The organism is Streptomyces sp. NPDC127595, from assembly GCF_042671685.1.
GTDB lineage: Bacteria > Actinomycetota > Actinomycetes > Streptomycetales > Streptomycetaceae > Streptomyces.
This window is the reverse complement of sequence record NZ_JBHXWK010000001.1, coordinates 1,095,628-1,114,904: the sequence shown is the minus strand read 5'-3', so window position 1 is coordinate 1,114,904 and position 19,277 is coordinate 1,095,628. Positions and strand designations below refer to the sequence as shown.

Below are 19,277 nucleotides of genomic sequence, written 5' to 3'. Positions count from 1 at the left end.
GTTTGGGGGGCGCCCCGCCGGGGGCGGCCGGGCTGGGGGGGCGAGCCGCCCCGGGCGGCGGGGCCGCCGGGGCAAACGGGTGGGGGGGCCGGCCGGGCCCGCCCCCACCACCGTTCAAGTGCTCCTCTGGGAGCTCCGTCAGATCTGTCCTCGCCTGATCCGGCGGAGCACGACGATGCCCGCAATCACGAAGACTCCGCCCAGCGCGGCCGGCCACAGTTGTGCTCCCGTTGCGGCGAGACTGCCCGAGCCCTCCGCTTGCGGTTCGATCCCCGATGCGGCGGACGGGTCCGTCCCACCGGGCGGCGGTGTCTGCGCGGGGCTGCCGACCTCACTGCCGTCATCGGCGTCCGAGCCGGCGGGGGACGACGGTGCCTCAGCCTCGTAAGTGGCCGAAGGCGTCTCTACCTTGGGTTCCACGTCGGCAGGGGCGTCAGGCGAGTCCTCGTCGGCCGGTTCGGTGGCCGGTGCGGTGGTCGCGGGCTCCGTGGTCTGGTCACCGCCGTTGTCACCACCGTTGTCGCCCCCGTTGTTGCCGGGCTCCTCGTTCCCCGGCGCCTCGGACGGGTCGTCCGCGGTGGGCGTCTGGGACTGCGGGGGTTCTTCGGAGGCGGGGGGCTCCTGCGACGGCTCTTCGGAGGCCGGGGGCTCCTGCGGCTCCTCGGTACCGTTGCCCGGGTCCACGCCCGCACCGCACTGACGGCCGCTGTTGATGCAGTCGACCATCTCCTGCATGAGGCCCTCGTCGAAGACGTTGATGAAGTCGCCGTGGTCCGTGACCGGCTTGTGGAGCTGCTCGGGGAAGGAGTCCACCGCGAACAACGGTGTCGTCCGGCCGCCGTCGTCAAGGCTCGGCGCGTCCACGTCGTAGACGAGGCGCTGCACCAGCTGCGGAATGGCGCGGAACCCGGCGGGGCAATTGCCCTGGGCGTCCGCGAAGGCCACGTGGGTGCGGTGGTTGGCGCTGTCGATGTTCGCGCCGTCCCAGCAGCTCTGGAACTTGAAGGTGCGCACCACATCGCTGCCCTGCGGGCAGATCGGGTACTTGTCCTTCAGCTGCCGGTCCTCGAGCCCGGTGCAGCTCCACGACGCGTTGGCGTTGGCGTTGCCGTTGACGAACGCCTTGGCGTCACCGGTGATGATGCGCAGCAGGCGCGGCATGGCGGTGACCTCGCTCTGCGGGCTGCCGACGAACGTCAGCGTGACCTGCTTGGGCGTGACGATCTCACCGGCGTTTCCTTCGATGCCGCCCCCCGCCGACCCGGCGTCCTGTTCCTGAGTTCCGTTCTGCAGCCTCAGTACAGGCCAGAAGTAGGACGACTTGTCGCCCTGGTCCTCGCAGGTCGTGTCGCTGTTGGCCAGGTCGTCGTCGCTGGCGAAGGCGTTGTTGGACTGGTTGCCGACGTAGTCGTGGAAGTGGTGGGCGCCGTTGGTGACGCCGGGAGCCACGATCACGTTGTCGGAGTTGAACAGGCCGTTGGCGTTCACACCGCAACTGGTGGCGAACTCGCCGGTGGAGGCGTTGTCCTGGTCCTGCGGGTTCCGCACGTTGGGCTGGACCGAGTTGATGTCCTGGAAGTCCGCGGCCACGGGGCCGTTGCCGACGGGGACGCTCTGCTGGTCATCCGCTCCGGCGTCGCCACCGCCCTGGTTCTGCTCCTCGGCGCCCTGGCCGTCGCCGGCGGCCTCGCCGTTCTCACCGCTGCCGGTCTCGTCGGCGGACTTGAGCAATGTGCACGTCGCGAGGGCCTCGAGTCCCTCCGGACGGTCCCCCGCACCATCGATGGCGAGCACGATGCGGTCGATCGCCGCCGCACGCTTCTCGGCCAGCGGATCCAGAATCTCGCTGTCGTCGACGGCGGCGCCCTGATCCGCGGCCTGCGCCGCGCTCTGCAGCTGCTGGTAGGCCTCGGTGATCTGCTGGTCCAGGACGGCGAGTTCCTTGTCGACCTCTTCCCTGGCGGCGTCCGGCACCGTCGTCAACTGGCTACCGACGTCGGGGCAGTCGATCGTGGCACCCGCCGAGGACAGGACCTGGTTGTCCGGGCCGGACTCGCTGCCCGAACCGCTTTCGGTCGCCGAGGCGTAGACGTTGACCGTTACGAGCCCGACTCCCCCCAATATCAGCGCGACCGCTGCAGAGGTCGCGCGCCGTGCGCCTGTCGGGCGTCTGCGCGTGTTGCGTCTCAAGGAAGGGCTCCTACGCGTGAAGGTCGGCTCGGTCGATGGTCGGCTCGGTTCGGCAATCCCCTGCCCCAATACGCAGCCGCGCCCCGCCGTGTTCAAACGCCTCACAGATTCATAGAAATCTCCTAGGAATCAGGTTTGGCTCCCGACTCCCCCACCCTCCGCGGGGTGCCGGTGTGGCGGCAACTCGATGCGGAACGGAATCAGTTGCCGCCCACCGTCCGGAATTCCCCGGTCCGGCAGTCCACCGAGGTCAGGCCAACGGCACCGGGTACGTCGGGTACTCCACCCCGGACACGTGCTGTACGACGCGGATCACCTGGCAGGAGTAGCCGAACTCGTTGTCGTACCAGAGGTAGAGGATCGCGTCGTCGCCCTCCACCTTGAGCGCCCCGGCGTCGATGATCGAGGAGTGGCGCGAGCCGATGAAGTCGCTCGATACCGCGTCGGGGGCGCTGATGAAGTCGATCTGGCGCTTGAGCGGCGAGGTCAGCGAGACGTCACGGAGGTAGTCGAGGACCTCCTCGCGGGTGGTCTCGCGCGCGAGCCGCAGATTGAGGATGGCGATCGAGACGTTAGGCACCGGGACGCGGATCGAGCTGCCGGTGATCCTGGCCTTGAGGTCGGGCAGCGCCTTGGCGACAGCGGAGGCGGCGCCGGTCTCGGTGATGACCATGTTGAGCGGCGCCGAGCGGCCGCGCCGGTCGGAATCATGGTAATTGTCCAGCAGGTTCTGGTCGTTGGTGAACGAGTGGACGGTCTCCACATGGCCACGCAGAACGCCGTACTCGTCCGCCATCGCCTTCAGCGGCGGGACGATCGCGTTGGTGGTGCAGGACGCGCAGGACAGGATCTGCTCGTCCGGCTTGATCATGTCGTGGTTGACGCCGTGGACGACATTGGGGACATCACCCTTGCCCGGCGCGGTCAGGACCACCTTGGCGATACCCGGGCGGAGGTGCTTCGACAGTCCCTCGCGGTCGCGCCATCTGCCGGTGTTGTCGATGAGGATGGCGTCCTTGATGCCGTACGCCGTGTAGTCCACCGATGTCGGGTCGTCGGAGTAGATCACCTTGATCTCGTTGCCGTTGGCGATGATCGTGCCGTTGGCCTCGTCGACGGTGATCGTGCCGTGGAACTGGCCATGGATGGAGTCACGGCGCAGCAGCGAGGCGCGCTTGACGATGTCGATGTCCTGGCCGGCGCCCTTGCGGACGACGATCGCGCGCAGTCGCAGGCCGTTGCCGGAGCCTGCCTTCTCGATGAGCAGGCGGGCGAGGAGGCGGCCGATGCGGCCGAAGCCGTAGAGGACGACATCGCGGGGCTCACAGCGTTCGATCTTGTTGACACCGGTGGCCCCGGCGACAGACCGAGCGGTGAACTCCTCCACCGACAGGCCGCTGTCGTGGGCCCTGTAGGTAGCGGCGAGCATGCCGATGTCGATCTGGGAGGGGCCGAGGTCGAGCGTGGTGAGGGCCTGCAGGAACGGCAGCGTCTCGGTGACCGAGAGCTCCTCACCGGCGATCTGCCGGGCGAATCGGTGGGTCTTGAGGATGCTGACCACCGACCTGTTCACCAAGGAGCGACTGTGGAGCAGGACCGTGACGTCCCGCTCGCGGTGCAGCTTTCCGATGATGGGGATCATCGACTCCGCGGTTTCCTCGCGGTTCTTCCAGTTGGTGAACGAGTCGTCGTTGACAGTCACAGATCCATCTTTCGAGCTAGGAGGCGCTCATATGCTAAGCCCCCGCCGTTTGGATCATTCAGGCGGTGTCACCTGAGGCGTGTGCCGTGAGCTGCGCCCTTGCCCGAGCGCTCGACGGTGCGTACCCCGAAGGGCTTGCGGTACGACGCCACATAAGGCGCCGCGGCGGGCAGTGCGGCCGGGTCGACGCAGGTCGTGCTGATCACCCAGTCCTCGGCCGCCGGGCCCGCCTCCGTGAGGAACGCGGCCTCCCGGACCGGTTCCGGCGCCATGCGCGTGCCCCGGAAGCCGGCAGCGGCTCCTGATACGGGCCCACCCCGCTCTTCGTCAGCTCATCACGCCCTGTCGAGGCGGGTCAGCTCCTCCGCGGACAGCTTCAGCTCCACCGCGCCGACTGAATCGCGGATGGTCTCGGGGCGCGAAGAGCCCGGAATGGGGATGACCACCGGTGCCTTCGCCAGCATCCACGCCAGGCTCACCTGCTGCGGGCTCACTCCATGTGCCTGCGCCACGTCCGCGAACACGGCGAACCGCGAGCCGAGGTCACCGGCGCGCGAGATCCCGCCCAGCGGGCTCCACGGCAGGAAGGCAATGCCCAGTTCCGCGCAGAGTTCCAACTCCGGCTCGCTCGACCGGAATGCGGGCGAGAACTGATTCTGCACGCTCACCAGGCGGCCGCCGAGGATCTCGTCGGCCTGCCGGATCTGAGCGGGATCTGCGTTGGAGATGCCGGCGAAGCGGATCTTGCCCTCGTCCAGCAGGTCGCGGATCGCCCCGACCGACTCCGCGTAGGGCACGCTCGGGTCCGGCCGGTGAAACTGGTAGAGGCCGATGGCCTCGACTCCGAGCCGCTTGAGCGATGCGTCGCACGCCGCCTTCAGATACTCCGGTGAGCCGTTCAAGGTCCAGGAACCATCGCCCGGACGCAGGTGACCGCCCTTCGTCGCGATCAGCACGTCCGATGTGTCGCCACCGAAGCCGGCCACCGCGCGGGCGATCAGGGATTCGTTGTGACCGACCTCGTCGGCGTCCCGGTGGTAGGCGTCCGCGGTGTCGATCAGTGTCACGCCCGCCTCCAGCGCGGCGTGGATCGTCGCGACCGAGCGCTGTTCGTCGGGGCGCCCCTCGATGGACATGGGCATACCGCCCAGACCGATCGAGCTGACCTGGACGTCGCCAATGGTGCGTGTCTGCATGGAGATTCCTCCTGGGGATTCTTTGGGTACGTCTCAGCCTCCACCCCGGCGTTTAAGCTGTCCAACATAAGAATCTGATCCCTTTGAGCGGCACCGGTGATGAATCATGGAGTTCCGGCAACTCGAGTACTTCGTCGCAGTCGCGGAGGAGTGCCATTTCACGAGGGCGGCCAAGCGCATGCATGTCGCGCAGTCCGGGCTGTCGGCCTCGATCCGGTCGCTCGAGCGTGAACTGGGCGCCTCGCTGTTTCTCCGCAGTACCCGGCAGGTCGAGCTGACCGCCGCCGGCCGGGCACTGCTGGTCGAGGCCCGGCGGGCTCTCTCGGCGACCGACGCCGCCAAGGACGCCGTAGCGGCAGTACAGGGTCTGCTGCGCGGCAGCCTGGCGATCGGCTCCCTTCAGTGCCTGCACGCGGTGCACCTTCCGACCGTGCTGGCAAGCTTCCGAGCCTCATACCCAGGTCTGGAGATCGGGTTGCGCCAGGGAGGGTCCGGCGAGCTGATCGACCATGTGCGTGCGGGGCGGCTCGACCTGGCGTTCGTCTCCCGTCCGGCCCGGTGTCCGGACGACGTCGTGGTGGAACCGCTGGCCAGTGAGCCGATCGTGCTGGCCTGTGCGCCCGGGCATCCGTACGCCGACCGGGCACAGGTCGAGCTGGCCGAGTTGGGCGAAGAGGAGTTCGTGGACTTCCACCCGGACTGGGGCACCCGGGACCTGGTCGACAGCGTGCTCGCCGCGGCACACGTCGAACGCCACGTCGCACTGGAGGTGACCGATACGCACTCTCTGCTGGACCTGGTCACCTGCGGGCTCGGCGTGGCACTCGTCCCACAGTCCTTCGCGGTCAAGACCGATCGAGTGCAGTTCGTCGGGCTTGCCGGGGCCGTTCCGGCGTGGGAGACCGTCACTGTCATGGGCAACCCGACGAGTGCGGCCGCGGCCGCCCTGCTGCGCGAGGTCCACATCGCGAAGAGCGGCCGCCGGGCCGCGGCCGTCATCGCCGACTGACACCGCACGGGGCGGCCCTACCCAGCACCGGTGCCCTCTCCGTCGGCCATCGAGTCCGCAGTGAGCCCTCGGGCGGGCAGTGTCTGCTCGCACCAGATGGTCTTGCCGAACGTCGTCTGTCTGCTGCCCCAGCCCTGGGTGAGCTGTGCGACCAGCAGCAGGCCGCGGCCGTTCTCGTCGTAGGCCCTGGCCCTGCGCAGATGGGGCGCCGTGCTGCTGGCGTCCGAGACCTCACAGATCAGGGTGCGGTCGCGGATCATCCGCAGCTGGATCGGCGGAGTGCCGTAGCGGATGGCGTTGGTGACCAGCTCGCTGACCACGAGTTCGGTGACGAAATCGAGGTCGTCGAGTCCCCAGGCGGCAAGCTGGTCGACAGCGAGCGTCCTGGCATGCGCGACCTGGGCCGGGTCGGGGTGGATGTCCCACGTGGCGACCTGATCCGGGGACAGAGCTACCGTTCGCGCAAGGAGAAGGGCGACGTCGTCGGACGGCCGGCCGTCGAGCAAGGTGTCGATCACCGTGTCGCAGGCGTCTTCCAGCGACTTCACCGGCGCCCCCAGCGCGCGGGTCAGCTCGGCGAGACCGTGGTCGATGTCGCGGTCGCGGGATTCGATCAGCCCGTCGGTGAACAGGGCGAGGACACTGCCCGCGGCCAGCTCCAGCTCGGTGGTCTCGAAAGGCAGGCCGCCGACGCCGAGTGGGGGTCCGATGGGGCCTGTCACCGGTTCCGGGACGCCGCCAGGAGTGACGAGGACGGGCATGGGGTGACCGGCGGTGGCCAGGGTGCAACGCCGGGAGACGGGGTCGTAGACGGCGTACAGGCAGGTGGCCCCCAGGTCGCCGCCGTTCGCAGCCGCGTCGCCCTCGGCGCTGCCCGGCTGTTCGTCACTGGTGAGGTGAATGACCAGGTCGTCCAGGTGCGTGAGGAGTTCGTCGGGCGGCAGGTCGACGTCGGCCAGGGTGCGCACGGCGGTGCGCAGCCGGCCCATGTCTGCCGAGGCGTGAATGCCGTGGCCGACGACGTCCCCGACGACGAGTGCGACCCGGGCGCCGGACAGCGGGATCACGTCGAACCAGTCGCCGCCCACTCCTGCCTGTGAGCCCGCCGGCAGGTATCGGGAGGCGATCTCCACAGCCGGCTGGGCCTGGAGCCGCTGCGGCAGCAGGCTGCGCTGAAGGGCGATCGCGGTGTCGCGCTCACGGGTGTAGCGGCGTGCGTTGTCGATGGCGAGGGCTGCCTTGGCGGCCAGCTCCGTGGCATAGGACAGTTCGGCCTCCTCGAATTGCCCGGTCGGACGGGAGCGCCAGAAGCTGACCACGCCCATCCGCATGCCCCGGGCCTGGAGCGGAGCCGTGATCAGCGAATGGATGCCGTAGTCCAGGATCCGTCGGTTCTGTTCCGGATTCTCGGACTGCCATACGGCGGAGGCCCCCAGGTCGGACTCGATCGCCGCGAGCCCGCTGTCGAAGCTGCGGGCCTGCGGCGTGGACCGGGACAGCGTGATCAGGGCTTCCGCCGGCCGGAGGGGAGAAGCCTTCACGATGCCCCCTATGGCGATCCGGCGCAGTTGCACGCCCTCGGCCGGCAGTTGCTCCCCGCTCTGCAAAGCGGACACAGCCAGGTCCACAGTGACGAAGTCGGCGAAACCGGGGACCACGACCTGCACCAACTCCCGTGCGGTCCGCCCCACATCAAGGGTGGTGCCGACCGCCACGCTGGCGCCGTACAGCAGCTTGAGACGTCTGTGCGCCACGTCCGTCGACTCGCGGCTCTCCTCGAGCGAGTTCCCCATGGTGTTGAACGCGGTCTCGAGCTCGCCGATCTCGCCCGCACCCGTTTCGGGCATGCGCGCCGAGAGTTCTCCGTCGGCGAGCCGCGACGCAACGGCCGCCGCCCTGCGAACCGGGCCGACGATCGCCCGCGAAAGATATCCGGCATACGCGGCAACGAGGAGGACCGATCCCCCGAGCCCGGCCGTCGCCGCGGCGATCGACCACCGGACCCTCTCCTCCGCGACCTCCTCACGCGCCGCAAGAATGAAGCGCGCATCTCTCTCGAAACGGTCGAACTCAGCCCTCAACCCATCGACCCGGTCCTGCCCCTCGGCCGTCGTCGCCACGCTCCGGGTGGCAGGATCTCCCCGCTTTGCCGCCTCTACGAGCGGGATCGAATAGTTCTGGATGAACGACTCTCCGTCACGGGTGATCTGAAGCGCCAGTGTCCGCAGGTCGGCAGGGTCGGTGACCCGCACGAGCTGCCGTGCCTGCGCCGGAAAGTCGCGCCTGGCGGTTTCCCACGGCTCCAGGAAACGGTCCTGCCGGGTGATGACGAAACCGCGCTGGCCCGTCTCAACGTCGAGAACGAGCTTCTCGAGCCCGGCGGCCTCCACAAGCGCGGTCCGGATGCTCTTCCTTGCGTCCGTCGACGCACGCATGTCGGCGATCGCCCACAGCAGCACGCCGAAGGCGAGGCCGATGAGCAGCGCGAGCAAGGTGCTCGCGACCACCGTAAGGCGCGTCAGGCCCCATCCAACGCGCCGCTTCGATCGGGTTGCGGTCATGATCGACCTGTCACTGGCAGCGCTACCGTTTCCTCAGTCTAAGGCGGGTCTGTCCGCCTCCCGAGTCGAACGCAAGCACACAGGCGGTGATTCGTCAGTCGCACAGCGGCCCTGCGGCTGGAGATGCCACTGGTACAGACCTGCTGCTGGTCCGTCGCTTCCTCGCCGTGCTGTCCGGCACGCGCCGCTTCCTACGGCCTTCGCGTTCCTTCGGTCTCTCGCGGGGAACCCACCCGCCCCCGGCATCTGTCAGGCATGCCAGTGGTAGCGGCGTTCCGGGCGGCCCGCGTGTCCGTAGCGCAGCGACACCATCGCCCGGCCCGTGGCGCTCAGGTATTCGAGGTAGCGGCGCGCGCTGACGCGGGAGATGCCGGCCGGCGTCGCGCACTCGGCCGCGGACAGGTTCCCGTCGGCCGCGCGCAGCGTGCGTTCGACCAGCTCAGCGGTCTCCACGCTCATGCCCTTGGGGAGCGCGGGCGTCACGGTCGGTGCCGTCACCCTGCCCAGCGCCCGGTCCACGTCGGCCTGCCCGCTGACCTGGACGGCGTGCGGATTGCCGCGCCGGGCGCCGCAGCGCTCCAGCCGCTCCTTGAGGTCGTCGGCGTCGAACGGCTTCAGGAGGTAGTCGACCAGGCCGTGCCGGACGGCGCCCCGGACCGCCTCCGCCTCCCGAGCGGCGCTGATCACGAGCACATCGCAGTCATGTCCCGCCGTCCGCAGCCGGGGGATGACCTCCAGGCCTAACATGTCGGGCAGATAGAGGTCGAGCACCACCAGGCCGGGCTGGAGTTCGGCGGCGGCGGTGAGCGCCTGCTCCCCGCAGTTCGCCGATCCGACGACACGGAAGCCGTCGACGGCGTCGACGAATCCACGGTGGATCTTCGCCACCATGAAGTCGTCCTCGACAACCAGGACTTCGATCATCGGACTTCCTCCGTCTCCCGGTCTGTCAGCCGGCCCACGGACATCCGGCGGTGAACATGGCGCCCGCGTGTGTGTTGCTCACCGACACCTCACCGCCTCTGCGTTCGCCGTGAAGGCTCCTTCCTGACACAGTCGTCGGGGGTTCCCAGCCCACTCTGAAGTCACCCTCATCGCATGGGAAACAGATGATCCTCAGAACATTTCGCTGGCCGTTGGCCGTCACGGCGCTCGGTCTCGCCTTCGCCGCGTGGCAGTGGGGATGGGAGGCCTTCGGGATCGTACTGATCCTGTCGGTTCTCGAGATCTCGCTGTCGTTCGACAACGCGGTCGTCAATGCCGGAATCCTGAAGCGGATGAATGCCTTCTGGCAGCGGCTGTTCCTCACCGTCGGCATCCTGATCGCCGTGCTCGGTATGCGGCTGCTGTTCCCGGTCGCGATCGTCGCCATCAGCGCCCAGGTCGGCCCCGTCGAGGCGGTACGGCTCGCCCTCGATGATCCGGACCGGTACGAGCACCTGGTGACCGACGCCCACCCGGCGATCGCGGCCTTCGGCGGCATGTTCCTGTTGATGATCTTCCTCGACTTCATCTTCGAGGACCGTGACATCAAATGGCTCGGCTGGATCGAGCGCCCGCTGGCCAGGCTCGGCAAGGTCGACATGCTGTCGGTCTGCATCGCGCTGATCGTCCTGCTGGTCACGGCACTGACCTTCGCCGCCCACGCCCATGTCAGCACGGGCCACGCGGACAAGTCCGCCACGGTACTGCTCTCCGGCGTCGCCGGCCTGATCACTTACCTCGTGGTCGGCGGCCTTTCAGGATTCTTCGAGAACAGGCTCGAAGAAGGGGACGAGCGCGAACAGGAGGAAGAGGAGAAGGCCAAGGCGGAGGGTAAACAGGTACCGGTCGTCGCCCTCGCCGGCAAGGCCGCGTTCTTCCTCTTCCTCTACCTGGAGGTGCTGGACGCCTCCTTCTCCTTCGACGGTGTCATCGGCGCCTTCGCCATCACCAACCACATCTTCTGGATGGCGCTCGGCCTCGGTATCGGCGCCCTGTACGTCCGGTCGCTCACCGTCTACCTGGTCCGCCAGGGCACCCTCGATGACTATGTCTACCTGGAGCACGGCGCGCACTACGCCATCGGCGCTCTCGCCGCGATCCTGCTGATCACCATTCAGCACCAGATCAGCGAGATCATCACCGGCCTGGTCGGCGTGGTCCTGATCGCGGCCTCCTTCCTGTCCTCCGTCCGCCGGAACAAGGCACTCGGATCAGGCGAGCCGCATGACTTCACCCCGGACGAGACGACCGAGGTCCCGCCCGGGACATGAGCGGTGGTGACGGCCCCCGGTCGGCAGACCGCTACGACGGGACTGCGGCGCCGGGCGGCGCGTCATCGGCCTCCGGCTCCTCCGGTGGGTCGCTGAGCTGCTCGCGCAGATAGTTCCAGAAGACCGCGATCATCGCGGCGACCGGTACCGCGAGCAGGCTTCCCACGATGCCGGCCAGGCTGCCGCCCAGCGTCACCGCCAGCAGGATCACCGCCGCATGCAGGCCCAGCCCCCGGCTCTGGATCATCGGCTGGAACACATTGCCCTCAAGCTGCTGCACCACCACGATGATCGCCAGTACGAGCAGCGCGTCCGTCAGGCCGTTCGACACCAGCGCGATGAGAACGGCGACGAAGCCCGCGAACAGTGCGCCGACGATCGGAATGAACGCGGAGACAAAGGTCAGCACCGCCAGCGGAAGCACGAGTGGGATATCCAACGCCCACAGGCCGATGCCGATCAGGACGGCGTCGAGCAGGCCGACGATTGCCTGGGAACGCACGAACGCGCCCAGAGTGTCCCAACTGCGGGCCGCCACGATCGGAACGTCGATGGCGAGCCGACCGGGCAGCTGCCGGGTGAGCCACGGCAGGAACCGGGGGCCGTCCTTGAGGAAGAAGAACATCAGGAACAGCGCCAGCACAGCGGTGACCACGCCATTGATCACAGTGCTCACGCCCGTGGCGAAGGCGGTGACCAGACTGCCGGCACTGTCCTGAAGGCGGGTGATCGCGGCGTCGGAGGCTTCCGCGATCTGGTCGTCGGCGATGTTCAGCGGTGGCCCGGCGGCCCAATCGCGCACCTTCTCGATGCCGTCGACCACGCCGTCGGTCAGATCGCCGGACTGGGACGCCACCGGCACCGCGATCAGCGCCACGATACCCACGGCGACCAGGAGGAACAGCAGGGTCACCGCCGACGCGGCCAGAGCGGGGCGCCACCCGCGCCGCAGCAGAAACCGAGCCAGGGGCCAGGTCAGCGTGGTGAGGATCAGGCCGACTATGAGCGGCCATACGACGGACCACATCCGGCCGAGAAGCCAAAGGGCCACCCCGGTCATCACGAGGACCAGCAACAAGTCGACGGAGACGCGCGCTGAAGTGCGGAGCGCGGCGCGGGCTTTCGTGGAACTCAAGGCGGCGGACATGGGGTCACCCTATGGGTACGTCGGTCGTACTCCGTCGTCGCTACCGCCGAGCGTCCAACCGGACGGCCGGAGTGGCGAGTTGGCTGGTGACGGGGTTCCCGACGGGCTTTCGGCGTACGCCATCCGACGGAGAGCGTGCGCTACTTCGTGCTCGCCGGCCCCGGCCCACTGGTCTGCGCCGGTCCGCTGGCGTGGCTGCTGGTGGAAGCCGTCTCCGACATGGCCGACCCCGCGAACTCCTACAGCGGCGTCTCGTGGTTCGGGCTCGGTCCCCCAATCGTCATCGGCATCGGTATCGCCGGCACGGGTGTGGTCATCATGGTCGTGTGGCGGCTGATCTCACCGGCCTTCTGGTCGGAACGCCCGGGTGTGGCCGACCCCGGGCTTGTCCACGGCAAGGGGTCGGGAGGGGCACTGCCGGGGCCCACTCCCCACTGGCTGGGATGAAAGGGACTGCCCGTCCGGCCCGCGCGAGGCGGTCCGGACGGGCAACGTGGCTCGGGGGAGGTCAGGGGGTGAGCTGCCACCGCTCGATGTAGCCGACATCGATCGAGGCCAGGTCACGGACCCGCAGCTTCCAGGTGCCCTCGATCGGCTGCGCCGAGGCGTCGACCGTGAAGGTCTGGTCGACGTTGTCGGCGGAACCGCCGCTGCGGTTCAGCAGCGAGTAGACGGTGCCGTTGGGGCCCACCAGGTCGACCGTCAGATCACCGCGGTACGTGTGGACGATCTTGACGTAGACCTGGGTGGTGGCCGAGGCGTTGCCGCTCAGGCCGCTGATGACGATCGGGGACTCCACCGCGGCGCCGACGTCGGGGATGTCGACGCGCGTGCCGTTGGCGTAGATGTACGCCACCCGCCAGTCGAAGGTCACCGGGGCGGTCGCTCCGGTGCTGTCGGTGACCGTCAGCGTCACCTCGCTCGTACCGGCAGTGGTCGGGATACCCGTGATCAGCCCCGTGTCACTGAGCGTCAGACCGTCCGGCAGGCCGGTGGCCTCGTAGGTCAGGCTGGCGCCGGAGTTGGTGGTGTAGGCCTCGGCCTGGAGGGAGACCGTCTGGCCCACGCCGCTGGTCTGGTCGGCGATCGGGGCCACGTTGACGCCGAGCGCTATCCGGTCACCGACGTTGATGCCGGCCCAGGCGGCGGCGACGGCGAGGTAGGTGTCGCTGTAGGCGCCGAACAGGTCCGCCGCTGCCCGCAGGGTCGCGGTCCGGGCGCCGGCGTAGTTGGTGGTGGAGGTCATGTACGTGGTGAGGGCCCGGTACCAGATCTGCTGGGCGTTCTCGATGCCGATGCCGGTCACGGCCACGCCGTCGTAGGTCGGGCTGTCGTAGGCGACCCCGTTGACGGTCTTGGTGCCGCTGCCCTCGGAGAGCAGGTAGAAGAAGTGGTTGGCCGGGCCCGACGAGTAGTGGACGTCGATGCTGCCGAGCGTGGAGTCCCAGTTGTCGCGGGACACCCCGTCCTTCGAGGGCTTGTCCATGTACCGCAGCGGGGTGCCGTTGCCGCGGATGTCGATCTTCTCGCCGACGAGGTAGTCGGGGACGTCGGCGGACAGGTTGGCCTGGAACTCCACGGCCGCGGCGAAGATGTCCGAGGTCGCCTCGTTCAGGCCACCGGACTCGCCCGAGTAGACCAGGCCGGCGGTGGCGCTGGTGACGCCGTGGGTCATCTCGTGCGCGGCGACGTCCAGCGAGGTCAGCGGGTGGGTGTTGCTCGCGCCGTCGCCGTAGGTCATGCAGAAGCAGCTGTCGGACCAGAAGGCGTTGACATACGCGTTGCCGTAGTGCGCCCGGCTGTAGGCGGCCACTCCGTCGTTGCGGATGCCGTTGCGGCCGAACACGTCCTTGTAGTAGTCCCAGGTGGCCGCGGCGCCGAACGCGACGTCGACACCGGCTGTCTGGCGGTTGGCCGGAGTACCGTCGCCCCAGACATCGTTGTCATCCGTGAAGAGGGTTCCGGTGCCCGAGGTGCCCTGGTTCAGGTCGTAAGTCTTCTGGTCGGCCCGGTCGGGGTCCTGCAACTGGTAGGTGGTGTCGGTGAGCGTGCTGCCGACCTCGACCGTCCCGCTGTACTGCCCCGTGCCGCTGCCGGTGTGCACCTGCTCGAAGTCGAAGAGGGCCTTGCCCGAGGCGGCGTCGGTGATGACGTGGAGCTCGCTGGGCGTGCCGTCGTGCTGCAGGCCCTCCACCACCGACTCCCAGGCCAGGACCGGCTCGGCGTCGCCGGCCCAGACGACCAGTCGCGGCGCACCGTCGACCGCGGGGCTCTTGGCGTCGGCCTTCTTGGCGGCGGCAAGTGCCTTGCCCGCGGCGGTCTTGGAGGTGATGCGGGGGGTGATCGTAGGCACCTTGATGGCGGCCTCGGTGGCCTCCGACACTGTGGTGCGGCCGTCCTTGACGTGCACGACCAGGTCGCCACCGAGGACCGGCAGGCCGGCGTAGGTGCGCTCGTAGCGGGTGTGCGTGGTGCCGTCGGCGTCCTTCGCGACGTCCTTGACGATCAGCTTCTCTTTGGAGCCGAGGTCGAGGTTCTTGGCGGTGTCGGCGACCGCGAGGCCCGCGCTCTTCATGAGCGCGGCGTGCTTGGCGGGAGACAGTTCCGCCGGGGCCGCACCGGCCCGGGGCGTGGCGACGATCTTCCCGTCGCCACGGTCGCGGGGGGCCGCGGACCCGACGCCGGCCTGGAAACCTGCGGCGAGCAGAGTGCCCGCGGTGGTGAGAGCCAACGCAGCTGTGTATCTACGTCGGTTGAGGGTGCGGTGTGGCCGGAGCAAGGGCTTCTCCTTATGCGACGGAGGCCTGTGAGGGAGGCCGGGAGAGCAGGCCGGCGGGGTATGGCCGGCCTGCGACGCGCTGAGCGAGGAAGGGCACGGCAGGAGAGGACACACGGGACGTGTCAGAACTCCGTGGCATGCAAGAGGTGGGGGGTGAAGGAACGGTGAATGCGCGACGATCAGACTGACATCACGTAGGCGATCTTGTCATGGATGCGCCAATAGAACGGCTCGAATTGGCCCATGCGTGCTGGGAGTTCGTCCTGACGCAGGGCAGTTTTCGGCCGACGGCGGACGGTGGGAGGGCGCGTCCGGGGCGGAGCTCGACGGCGGCCACGTCCTCGACCGGCGCGGGCAGGACCGCCAGCCGGGGCGAGCCGCTCCAAGGCCGATGGAGCAGCCCCGACAGAACTGCTCGCAGGTGGAGCCTGAAGGCGAACGCCTACCGCGGTCAACCCCCGGGAGGGTCACAGCGGCTGGCGGCGTCGAGGCAGCCATGGCAGGGTCGGCATGCTCGTGAACGTGCCGTTGCTGAGGGAGAGTTCGTGGACACGCAGGTGTGGGACGCACTGGTCGCTTCGATGAAGAACGCGTACACCGCGGGTCTGGGCGAGGGCGAGGTGCCCCGCCCGGTCATCATGCCCCTGGTGCGCGGCGAACTGGTCGGCCTGATCTGGGTGCGCCCCATCAAGACCGGCGACGACGCGCTCACCGGCATCGCCCAGCTCTCGAACATCGCCGCGGCGGCCGGGGCGGACGAAGTCGTCCTGGCCTGGGAGACCGGCGATGTGGCCGCCGCCTGCGAGCTGCCGGTCGTCGGCCCGGCCCCGTGCCTGAACATGGTGCACGCCACTAAGGACGGCCACGTCCTCCACCAGTTCCCCTACACCGAGCAGTCGCCGGCCCACTCCCCCGACGGCTCGGCGCCGGTCGAACCACAGTGGCTTCCGGCTCCTGAGCCGCAGCCGGGCGGTGAGCTGGTGCCGCCGGTCCGGGCCGCGGTCGACTTCTCCTTCACCCCGCTCGACCTGGACCACCCCTCGCCCTTCGGCGTGACCGTCATCCTGATGGAGGAGGACGGCTTCAGCGTGCGCCTGACCGAGGCGTTCGCCCCCTGACCGAGCAGGCGCCGTACAGCACGCGCCGGCCGCCTCCACCCCTTGGGCCGCTGTTCACGGCACCCTGGAGCCATGAGCGCACCTGACACGAACCCTCTGGCCCGGGGACGCGTAGCGACCCGGCTTCCCGCCCAGGACCTGGACCGGGCCCGGCGCTTCTACTCCGAACAACTCGGGCTCGATCCCGTCGACGAGCGGCCCGGCGGCCTGCTCTACCGGTGCGGCGGCGTCGACTTCGCGCTGTTCCGATCGACCGGAGCCTCGCCCGGGACCTTCACTCAGATGGGGTGGGAGGTCGATGACATCGAGACGGTCGTGTCGGAACTCCGGCGGCGCGGCGTGGTGTTCGAGGAGGTCGACGTGCCCGGGCTTCGTACCAGGGGCGGCATCGCCCACGTTGACGGCAACTACCCGAGCAAGGGCTCACGGGGTGAGCGCGCCGCCTGGTTCCGGGACAGCGAGGGGAACCTGCTGGGCATCGGCGAGCCGGTCGTCTGAGTGGCCCGCCCGACCTGGGTGACCATGGCCGGCGGTACGTCCGGGAGGTCGTGGCCGCCGGTCCGGCCTCGGCTTCCGGGACGGCGAGGGAGTCCGAGGCCTACTCGAAGGGCGCGAGGAAGTCCCGTACGGGCAAGGCCCGGTTCACGATGCGGGTGTCGCCGATCCACCCGTAGAAGCCCTGTCCAAAGCGCTCGCCGAACTGCGTGGCGCCGATGACGAAGCGTCGAAGCGCCAGTAGGCGACCGTGCCGCGCGGCATGACGGCGGAGGCCGGACGCGGCTTCGGCGGGACGACGGGGCGAAGCCGGCGAACCGGTCGTCGAAGTCGATGCTCAGGCTGAACCGGTCGAAAGCGCCGGCCAGTTCGATGGTCTCCGCCTCCAGCGGCGTCCGCTTCCGCGGGTCGCGGGCGAGGAACCATGGTGAGAAGGTTTCGACGTCGTCGCCGGTATTTCGGCGGGCCGGCCCGGCTACCGTGGGATCGTCATCCGGCCCCGCTCCGGGGGCCAAGTCACCACGGCCCGCGCGACGTTCGCGTCGGTCTACGGCCCGATATCCACGCACTGGCGGCAGCGGACCGGCGGATTCCTCCTGACCTGCGCCGTGCCTCCCAACACGACCGCCGAGGTGTGAATCCCTGCCGACGCTCCGGACACGGTCGCCCACACTCCAGCCACGTTCCTGCGCCAGGAGGACGGCTGCGCGGTGGTACCGGGTCGGTTCCGGCAGCCACCGCTTCACGACGTAGCGCGTGCGCCGCCTGCCCGCGGCGCGTGCACTGCGGGCAGGCGGCACACAGCGCCGGCGTCAGGCCGTGAGCTGCGGGTAGAGGTTGGTGAGGTCACCGGAGATGGCGGCCTTCACCTGACGGGAGGTCTCGTCGGCGAGTACCTCGAACGCACCCTTCTCGATCCCGTCCAGCGCCTCCTTGGCGATGTCGGCGGGCTTCGACTTGGGCTGGGTCACCGCCGCGGTCATGTCGGTGTCGACGTACCCCATGTGCAGGCCCGTCACGCCGATGCCGCGGTCGAGGAGCTCGATACGGATGGCGTTGGTCTGCAGCCAGAACGCTGCCTTGGTCGCGGAGTACGCGCCGTGCCAGGCGACCCAGGAGAGTGCCGAGTGCGCGTTGAGGATGTGGCCGCCGCCGTTGCGCTCGATCACCGGGACGAAGGCTCGGGTCACGTTCAGCGGGCCGAAGAAGTTGGTCTCGAAGACGTTGCGGATGTCGTCGATCGGGGCGTCCAGGTAGGTGTCAGGGGAGCTTCCGCCGGCGTTGTTGATCAGCACGGTGACATCGGGCGCTGCGGCCACCAGCGCGTCGATGGACGCCTGGTCGGTGACCTCCAGAGCCAGCGGTACGACCCGGGGGTCGGTGCTCGGCCGGGGGGTGCGCGCGGTGGCGTACACCTTCTTCACGCCACGGGTGAGCAGATCGTCCACGATCGCCTTGCCGATGCCGCGGTTGCCGCCGGTGACGAGTACGACGGCGCCTTCGAGAGTGGTCATTTTCGACTCCAGAGAGAATGGGAAACCGATCTGTTTCCCCAGACCGTAAACCGATCGGTTTCCTTTTGCAAGCCGAGCCGGTACGCTCCATGACATGACGACCTCGACGACACCCCGTGAGCGCCTGCTCGAGGCCGCGGGCGAACTCTTCTACCGCGACGGCATGGGCGTGGGCGTGGACGCGCTGTGCAAGGCCGCCGGGGTGTCGAAGAAGTCGATGTACCAGTTGTTCCGGTCCAAGGACGAGGTGATCGCCGAGAGCCTCGCCGGCCTCGGCCCGGCCTACCAGGCCGCCCTTCTCCCGCCCACGGACGACGAGCACTCACCGCGCGAGCGCATCCTGACCGTGTTCGAACGACAGGACCGGATGGCCGCCGAGGGCAACTTCCTCGGCTGCCCCTTCGTGAGTGCCGCGGTGGAGCTCAAGGACCCCGCGCACCCGGGCAGCGTCGTCGCACGCCATCTCAAGCAACACCTGACCGACTTCTTCCGGACCCAGCTCACCGCCGCCGCGGCAGCGGATCCCGAGACCCTGGCCGTGCAGCTGACCATCGTCTTCGACGGCACGAGCGCCCGCGCCGTCGTACAGGCCCAGGCTCTCGCCGGCATCGGCACGGTCACGGCGGCGGCGCTGCTGGATGCTGCGGGCGTCAAGTAGGGCGTGCCGGCTTTCCCCCGTGTCCTGGAGACCGCGGCGGGCGAACCGGTGAGCCGCTCCAGCGCGCGGAACCCGTCCCCCATCCAACGCCCCATCCCCGTAGATTCGGTTGGGTCCGGCGAGTCTTCGCGGAAGGAGTGCGCGGAAGGGGGATGGACTTCGGATGACTGACAACACCCCGGCCGCGTGGTGGAAGTTGCTACCGACCGGCATTCGCAAGCAGGTCGACGGGTACGTCCTCCAGGACGCCCGTTTTCAGGCGATCCGTGTCGTCTTCGAGGTCGGCCGTGCCCGCGGTCTGGGCCTCAACGACGCCCAACTCATTGTCCACGACCGCTATCTCCACCACGGAGACAGGATCGCCCGCACCCCTGACAGCCCATTCGACCTGGAGTCGCTGGTCGCCCGAGCTGCGGGTGCCCCCGGACGTGTACTGGCGACCGAGGCCGTCCGGGACGGCGACACCCTCCACGACTGGTTCGTGAATCTGGTGGCCGTCACCACTGGCCCCGCCGGCGGGCATCCGCCGGCCACCATCCACTGGGGTTCAGCTGTGAGGCACCTTGATGACGAGAGTCCTGGACCACTCCAAAGCGGTGGTAACACCCCATGCCTATCGATGTAGTTGGGCACGGAGCGAGCGCGCCATGCAG

17 protein-coding genes and 1 pseudogene are annotated in these 19,277 nt (G+C 68.9%); 9 read left to right on the top strand and 9 right to left on the bottom strand.

Annotation, left to right across the window (positions count from 1 at the left end):
• Window positions 1–138: 138 nt before the first annotated feature.
• The 4 genes from ACFVKT_RS04795 to ACFVKT_RS04780 all read right to left on the bottom strand — a co-directional run bounded on the left by ACFVKT_RS04795 (window position 139) and on the right by ACFVKT_RS04780 (window position 5,088).
• Window positions 139–2,190, bottom strand: coding sequence for a DUF1996 domain-containing protein (locus ACFVKT_RS04795; protein WP_385727519.1), 2,052 nt, complete (start codon window positions 2,188–2,190; stop codon window positions 139–141).
• A 250-nt stretch (window positions 2,191–2,440) separates the two neighbouring features.
• Window positions 2,441–3,892 carry a glyceraldehyde-3-phosphate dehydrogenase gene (locus ACFVKT_RS04790; protein ID WP_385727517.1) on the bottom strand — a complete coding sequence of 484 codons (1,452 nt, stop codon included), beginning with the start codon at window positions 3,890–3,892 and terminating at the stop codon, window positions 2,441–2,443.
• 68 nt (window positions 3,893–3,960) lie between these two features.
• Window positions 3,961–4,164 (bottom strand): hypothetical protein, encoded by a 204-nt coding sequence (locus ACFVKT_RS04785; protein ID WP_385727515.1) that lies wholly within the window; start codon window positions 4,162–4,164, stop codon window positions 3,961–3,963.
• Between the two features lie 63 nt (window positions 4,165–4,227).
• Window positions 4,228–5,088 carry an aldo/keto reductase gene (locus ACFVKT_RS04780; RefSeq protein ID WP_385727513.1) on the bottom strand — a complete coding sequence of 287 codons (861 nt, stop codon included), beginning with the start codon at window positions 5,086–5,088 and terminating at the stop codon, window positions 4,228–4,230.
• Between the two features lie 106 nt (window positions 5,089–5,194).
• Here ACFVKT_RS04780 and ACFVKT_RS04775 point away from each other — a divergent pair, with 106 nt between their 5' ends.
• Window positions 5,195–6,097 (top strand): LysR family transcriptional regulator, encoded by a 903-nt coding sequence (locus ACFVKT_RS04775; RefSeq protein ID WP_385727511.1) that lies wholly within the window; start codon window positions 5,195–5,197, stop codon window positions 6,095–6,097.
• Window positions 6,098–6,114: 17 nt separating this feature from the next.
• Here ACFVKT_RS04775 and ACFVKT_RS04770 read toward each other — a convergent pair whose 3' ends face one another.
• Window positions 6,115–8,604, bottom strand: a complete 2,490-nt coding sequence (locus tag ACFVKT_RS04770) for a SpoIIE family protein phosphatase (RefSeq protein ID WP_385727509.1) — start codon at window positions 8,602–8,604, stop codon at window positions 6,115–6,117.
• Window positions 8,605–8,907: 303 nt separating this feature from the next.
• Window positions 8,908–9,582, bottom strand: a complete 675-nt coding sequence (locus ACFVKT_RS04765) for a response regulator (RefSeq protein ID WP_385727507.1) — start codon at window positions 9,580–9,582, stop codon at window positions 8,908–8,910.
• 185 nt (window positions 9,583–9,767) lie between these two features.
• Between ACFVKT_RS04765 and ACFVKT_RS04760 the strand changes: the two genes are divergently transcribed.
• Complete coding sequence (locus ACFVKT_RS04760) at window positions 9,768–10,913, top strand: DUF475 domain-containing protein (protein ID WP_385727505.1); 1,146 nt, start codon at window positions 9,768–9,770, stop codon at window positions 10,911–10,913.
• Between the two features lie 31 nt (window positions 10,914–10,944).
• On the opposite strand, the gene ACFVKT_RS04755 is transcribed toward ACFVKT_RS04760, so the two are convergent.
• Entirely contained in the window at window positions 10,945–12,060 is a 1,116-nt protein-coding gene (locus ACFVKT_RS04755) for an AI-2E family transporter (protein WP_385727502.1), read from the bottom strand.
• A gap of 117 nt (window positions 12,061–12,177) precedes the next feature.
• Here ACFVKT_RS04755 and ACFVKT_RS04750 point away from each other — a divergent pair.
• Window positions 12,178–12,507 (top strand): annotated as a pseudogene (locus tag ACFVKT_RS04750) (APC family permease); the annotation flags it as partial.
• Window positions 12,508–12,568: 61 nt separating this feature from the next.
• Here ACFVKT_RS04750 and ACFVKT_RS04745 read toward each other — a convergent pair.
• Entirely contained in the window at window positions 12,569–14,839 is a 2,271-nt protein-coding gene (locus tag ACFVKT_RS04745) for a M4 family metallopeptidase (RefSeq protein ID WP_385727500.1), read from the bottom strand.
• A 545-nt stretch (window positions 14,840–15,384) separates the two neighbouring features.
• On the opposite strand from ACFVKT_RS04745, the gene ACFVKT_RS04740 reads away from it, so the two are divergent.
• The 4 genes from ACFVKT_RS04740 (at window position 15,385) to ACFVKT_RS04725 (ending at window position 17,090) form a co-directional block, all read left to right on the top strand.
• Window positions 15,385–15,957: a hypothetical protein gene (locus tag ACFVKT_RS04740; protein WP_385727498.1), complete on the top strand. Its 573-nt coding sequence runs from the start codon at window positions 15,385–15,387 to the stop codon at window positions 15,955–15,957.
• Window positions 15,958–16,029: 72 nt separating this feature from the next.
• Window positions 16,030–16,455, top strand: a complete 426-nt coding sequence (locus tag ACFVKT_RS04735; protein ID WP_385727496.1) for a VOC family protein — start codon at window positions 16,030–16,032, stop codon at window positions 16,453–16,455.
• Window positions 16,456–16,505: 50 nt separating this feature from the next.
• The gene (locus ACFVKT_RS04730) at window positions 16,506–16,631 is read left to right on the top strand and encodes a hypothetical protein (RefSeq protein WP_385727494.1); all 126 of its coding nucleotides are present in this window, start codon (window positions 16,506–16,508) and stop codon (window positions 16,629–16,631) included.
• A 276-nt stretch (window positions 16,632–16,907) separates the two neighbouring features.
• Window positions 16,908–17,090, top strand: a complete 183-nt coding sequence (locus ACFVKT_RS04725) for an alpha-L-rhamnosidase C-terminal domain-containing protein (protein WP_385728149.1) — start codon at window positions 16,908–16,910, stop codon at window positions 17,088–17,090.
• Window positions 17,091–17,264: 174 nt separating this feature from the next.
• Here ACFVKT_RS04725 and ACFVKT_RS04720 read toward each other — a convergent pair whose 3' ends face one another.
• Window positions 17,265–17,966, bottom strand: coding sequence for an SDR family oxidoreductase (locus ACFVKT_RS04720; RefSeq protein ID WP_385727492.1), 702 nt, complete (start codon window positions 17,964–17,966; stop codon window positions 17,265–17,267).
• 94 nt (window positions 17,967–18,060) lie between these two features.
• Between ACFVKT_RS04720 and ACFVKT_RS04715 the strand changes: the two genes are divergently transcribed.
• Together ACFVKT_RS04715 and ACFVKT_RS04710 are read left to right on the top strand one after the other, a co-directional pair.
• Window positions 18,061–18,624, top strand: a complete 564-nt coding sequence (locus ACFVKT_RS04715; RefSeq protein ID WP_385727490.1) for a TetR/AcrR family transcriptional regulator — start codon at window positions 18,061–18,063, stop codon at window positions 18,622–18,624.
• Between the two features lie 163 nt (window positions 18,625–18,787).
• Window positions 18,788–19,249: a hypothetical protein gene (locus ACFVKT_RS04710; protein ID WP_385727488.1), complete on the top strand. Its 462-nt coding sequence runs from the start codon at window positions 18,788–18,790 to the stop codon at window positions 19,247–19,249.
• Window positions 19,250–19,277 lie beyond the last annotated feature (28 nt).

Coding starts and splice junctions, on each gene's coding strand:
- ACFVKT_RS04735 (WP_385727496.1), top strand. CDS start 16,030: ATGAGCGCACCTGACACGAACCCTCTGGCCCGGGGACGCGTAGCGACC.
- ACFVKT_RS04765 (WP_385727507.1), bottom strand. CDS start 9,582: ATGATCGAAGTCCTGGTTGTCGAGGACGACTTCATGGTGGCGAAGATC.
- ACFVKT_RS04780 (WP_385727513.1), bottom strand. CDS start 5,088: ATGCAGACACGCACCATTGGCGACGTCCAGGTCAGCTCGATCGGTCTG.
- ACFVKT_RS04775 (WP_385727511.1), top strand. CDS start 5,195: ATGGAGTTCCGGCAACTCGAGTACTTCGTCGCAGTCGCGGAGGAGTGC.
- ACFVKT_RS04785 (WP_385727515.1), bottom strand. CDS start 4,164: ATGGCGCCGGAACCGGTCCGGGAGGCCGCGTTCCTCACGGAGGCGGGC.
- ACFVKT_RS04760 (WP_385727505.1), top strand. CDS start 9,768: ATGATCCTCAGAACATTTCGCTGGCCGTTGGCCGTCACGGCGCTCGGT.
- ACFVKT_RS04755 (WP_385727502.1), bottom strand. CDS start 12,060: ATGTCCGCCGCCTTGAGTTCCACGAAAGCCCGCGCCGCGCTCCGCACT.
- ACFVKT_RS04715 (WP_385727490.1), top strand. CDS start 18,061: ATGACGACCTCGACGACACCCCGTGAGCGCCTGCTCGAGGCCGCGGGC.
- ACFVKT_RS04710 (WP_385727488.1), top strand. CDS start 18,788: ATGACTGACAACACCCCGGCCGCGTGGTGGAAGTTGCTACCGACCGGC.
- ACFVKT_RS04720 (WP_385727492.1), bottom strand. CDS start 17,966: ATGACCACTCTCGAAGGCGCCGTCGTACTCGTCACCGGCGGCAACCGC.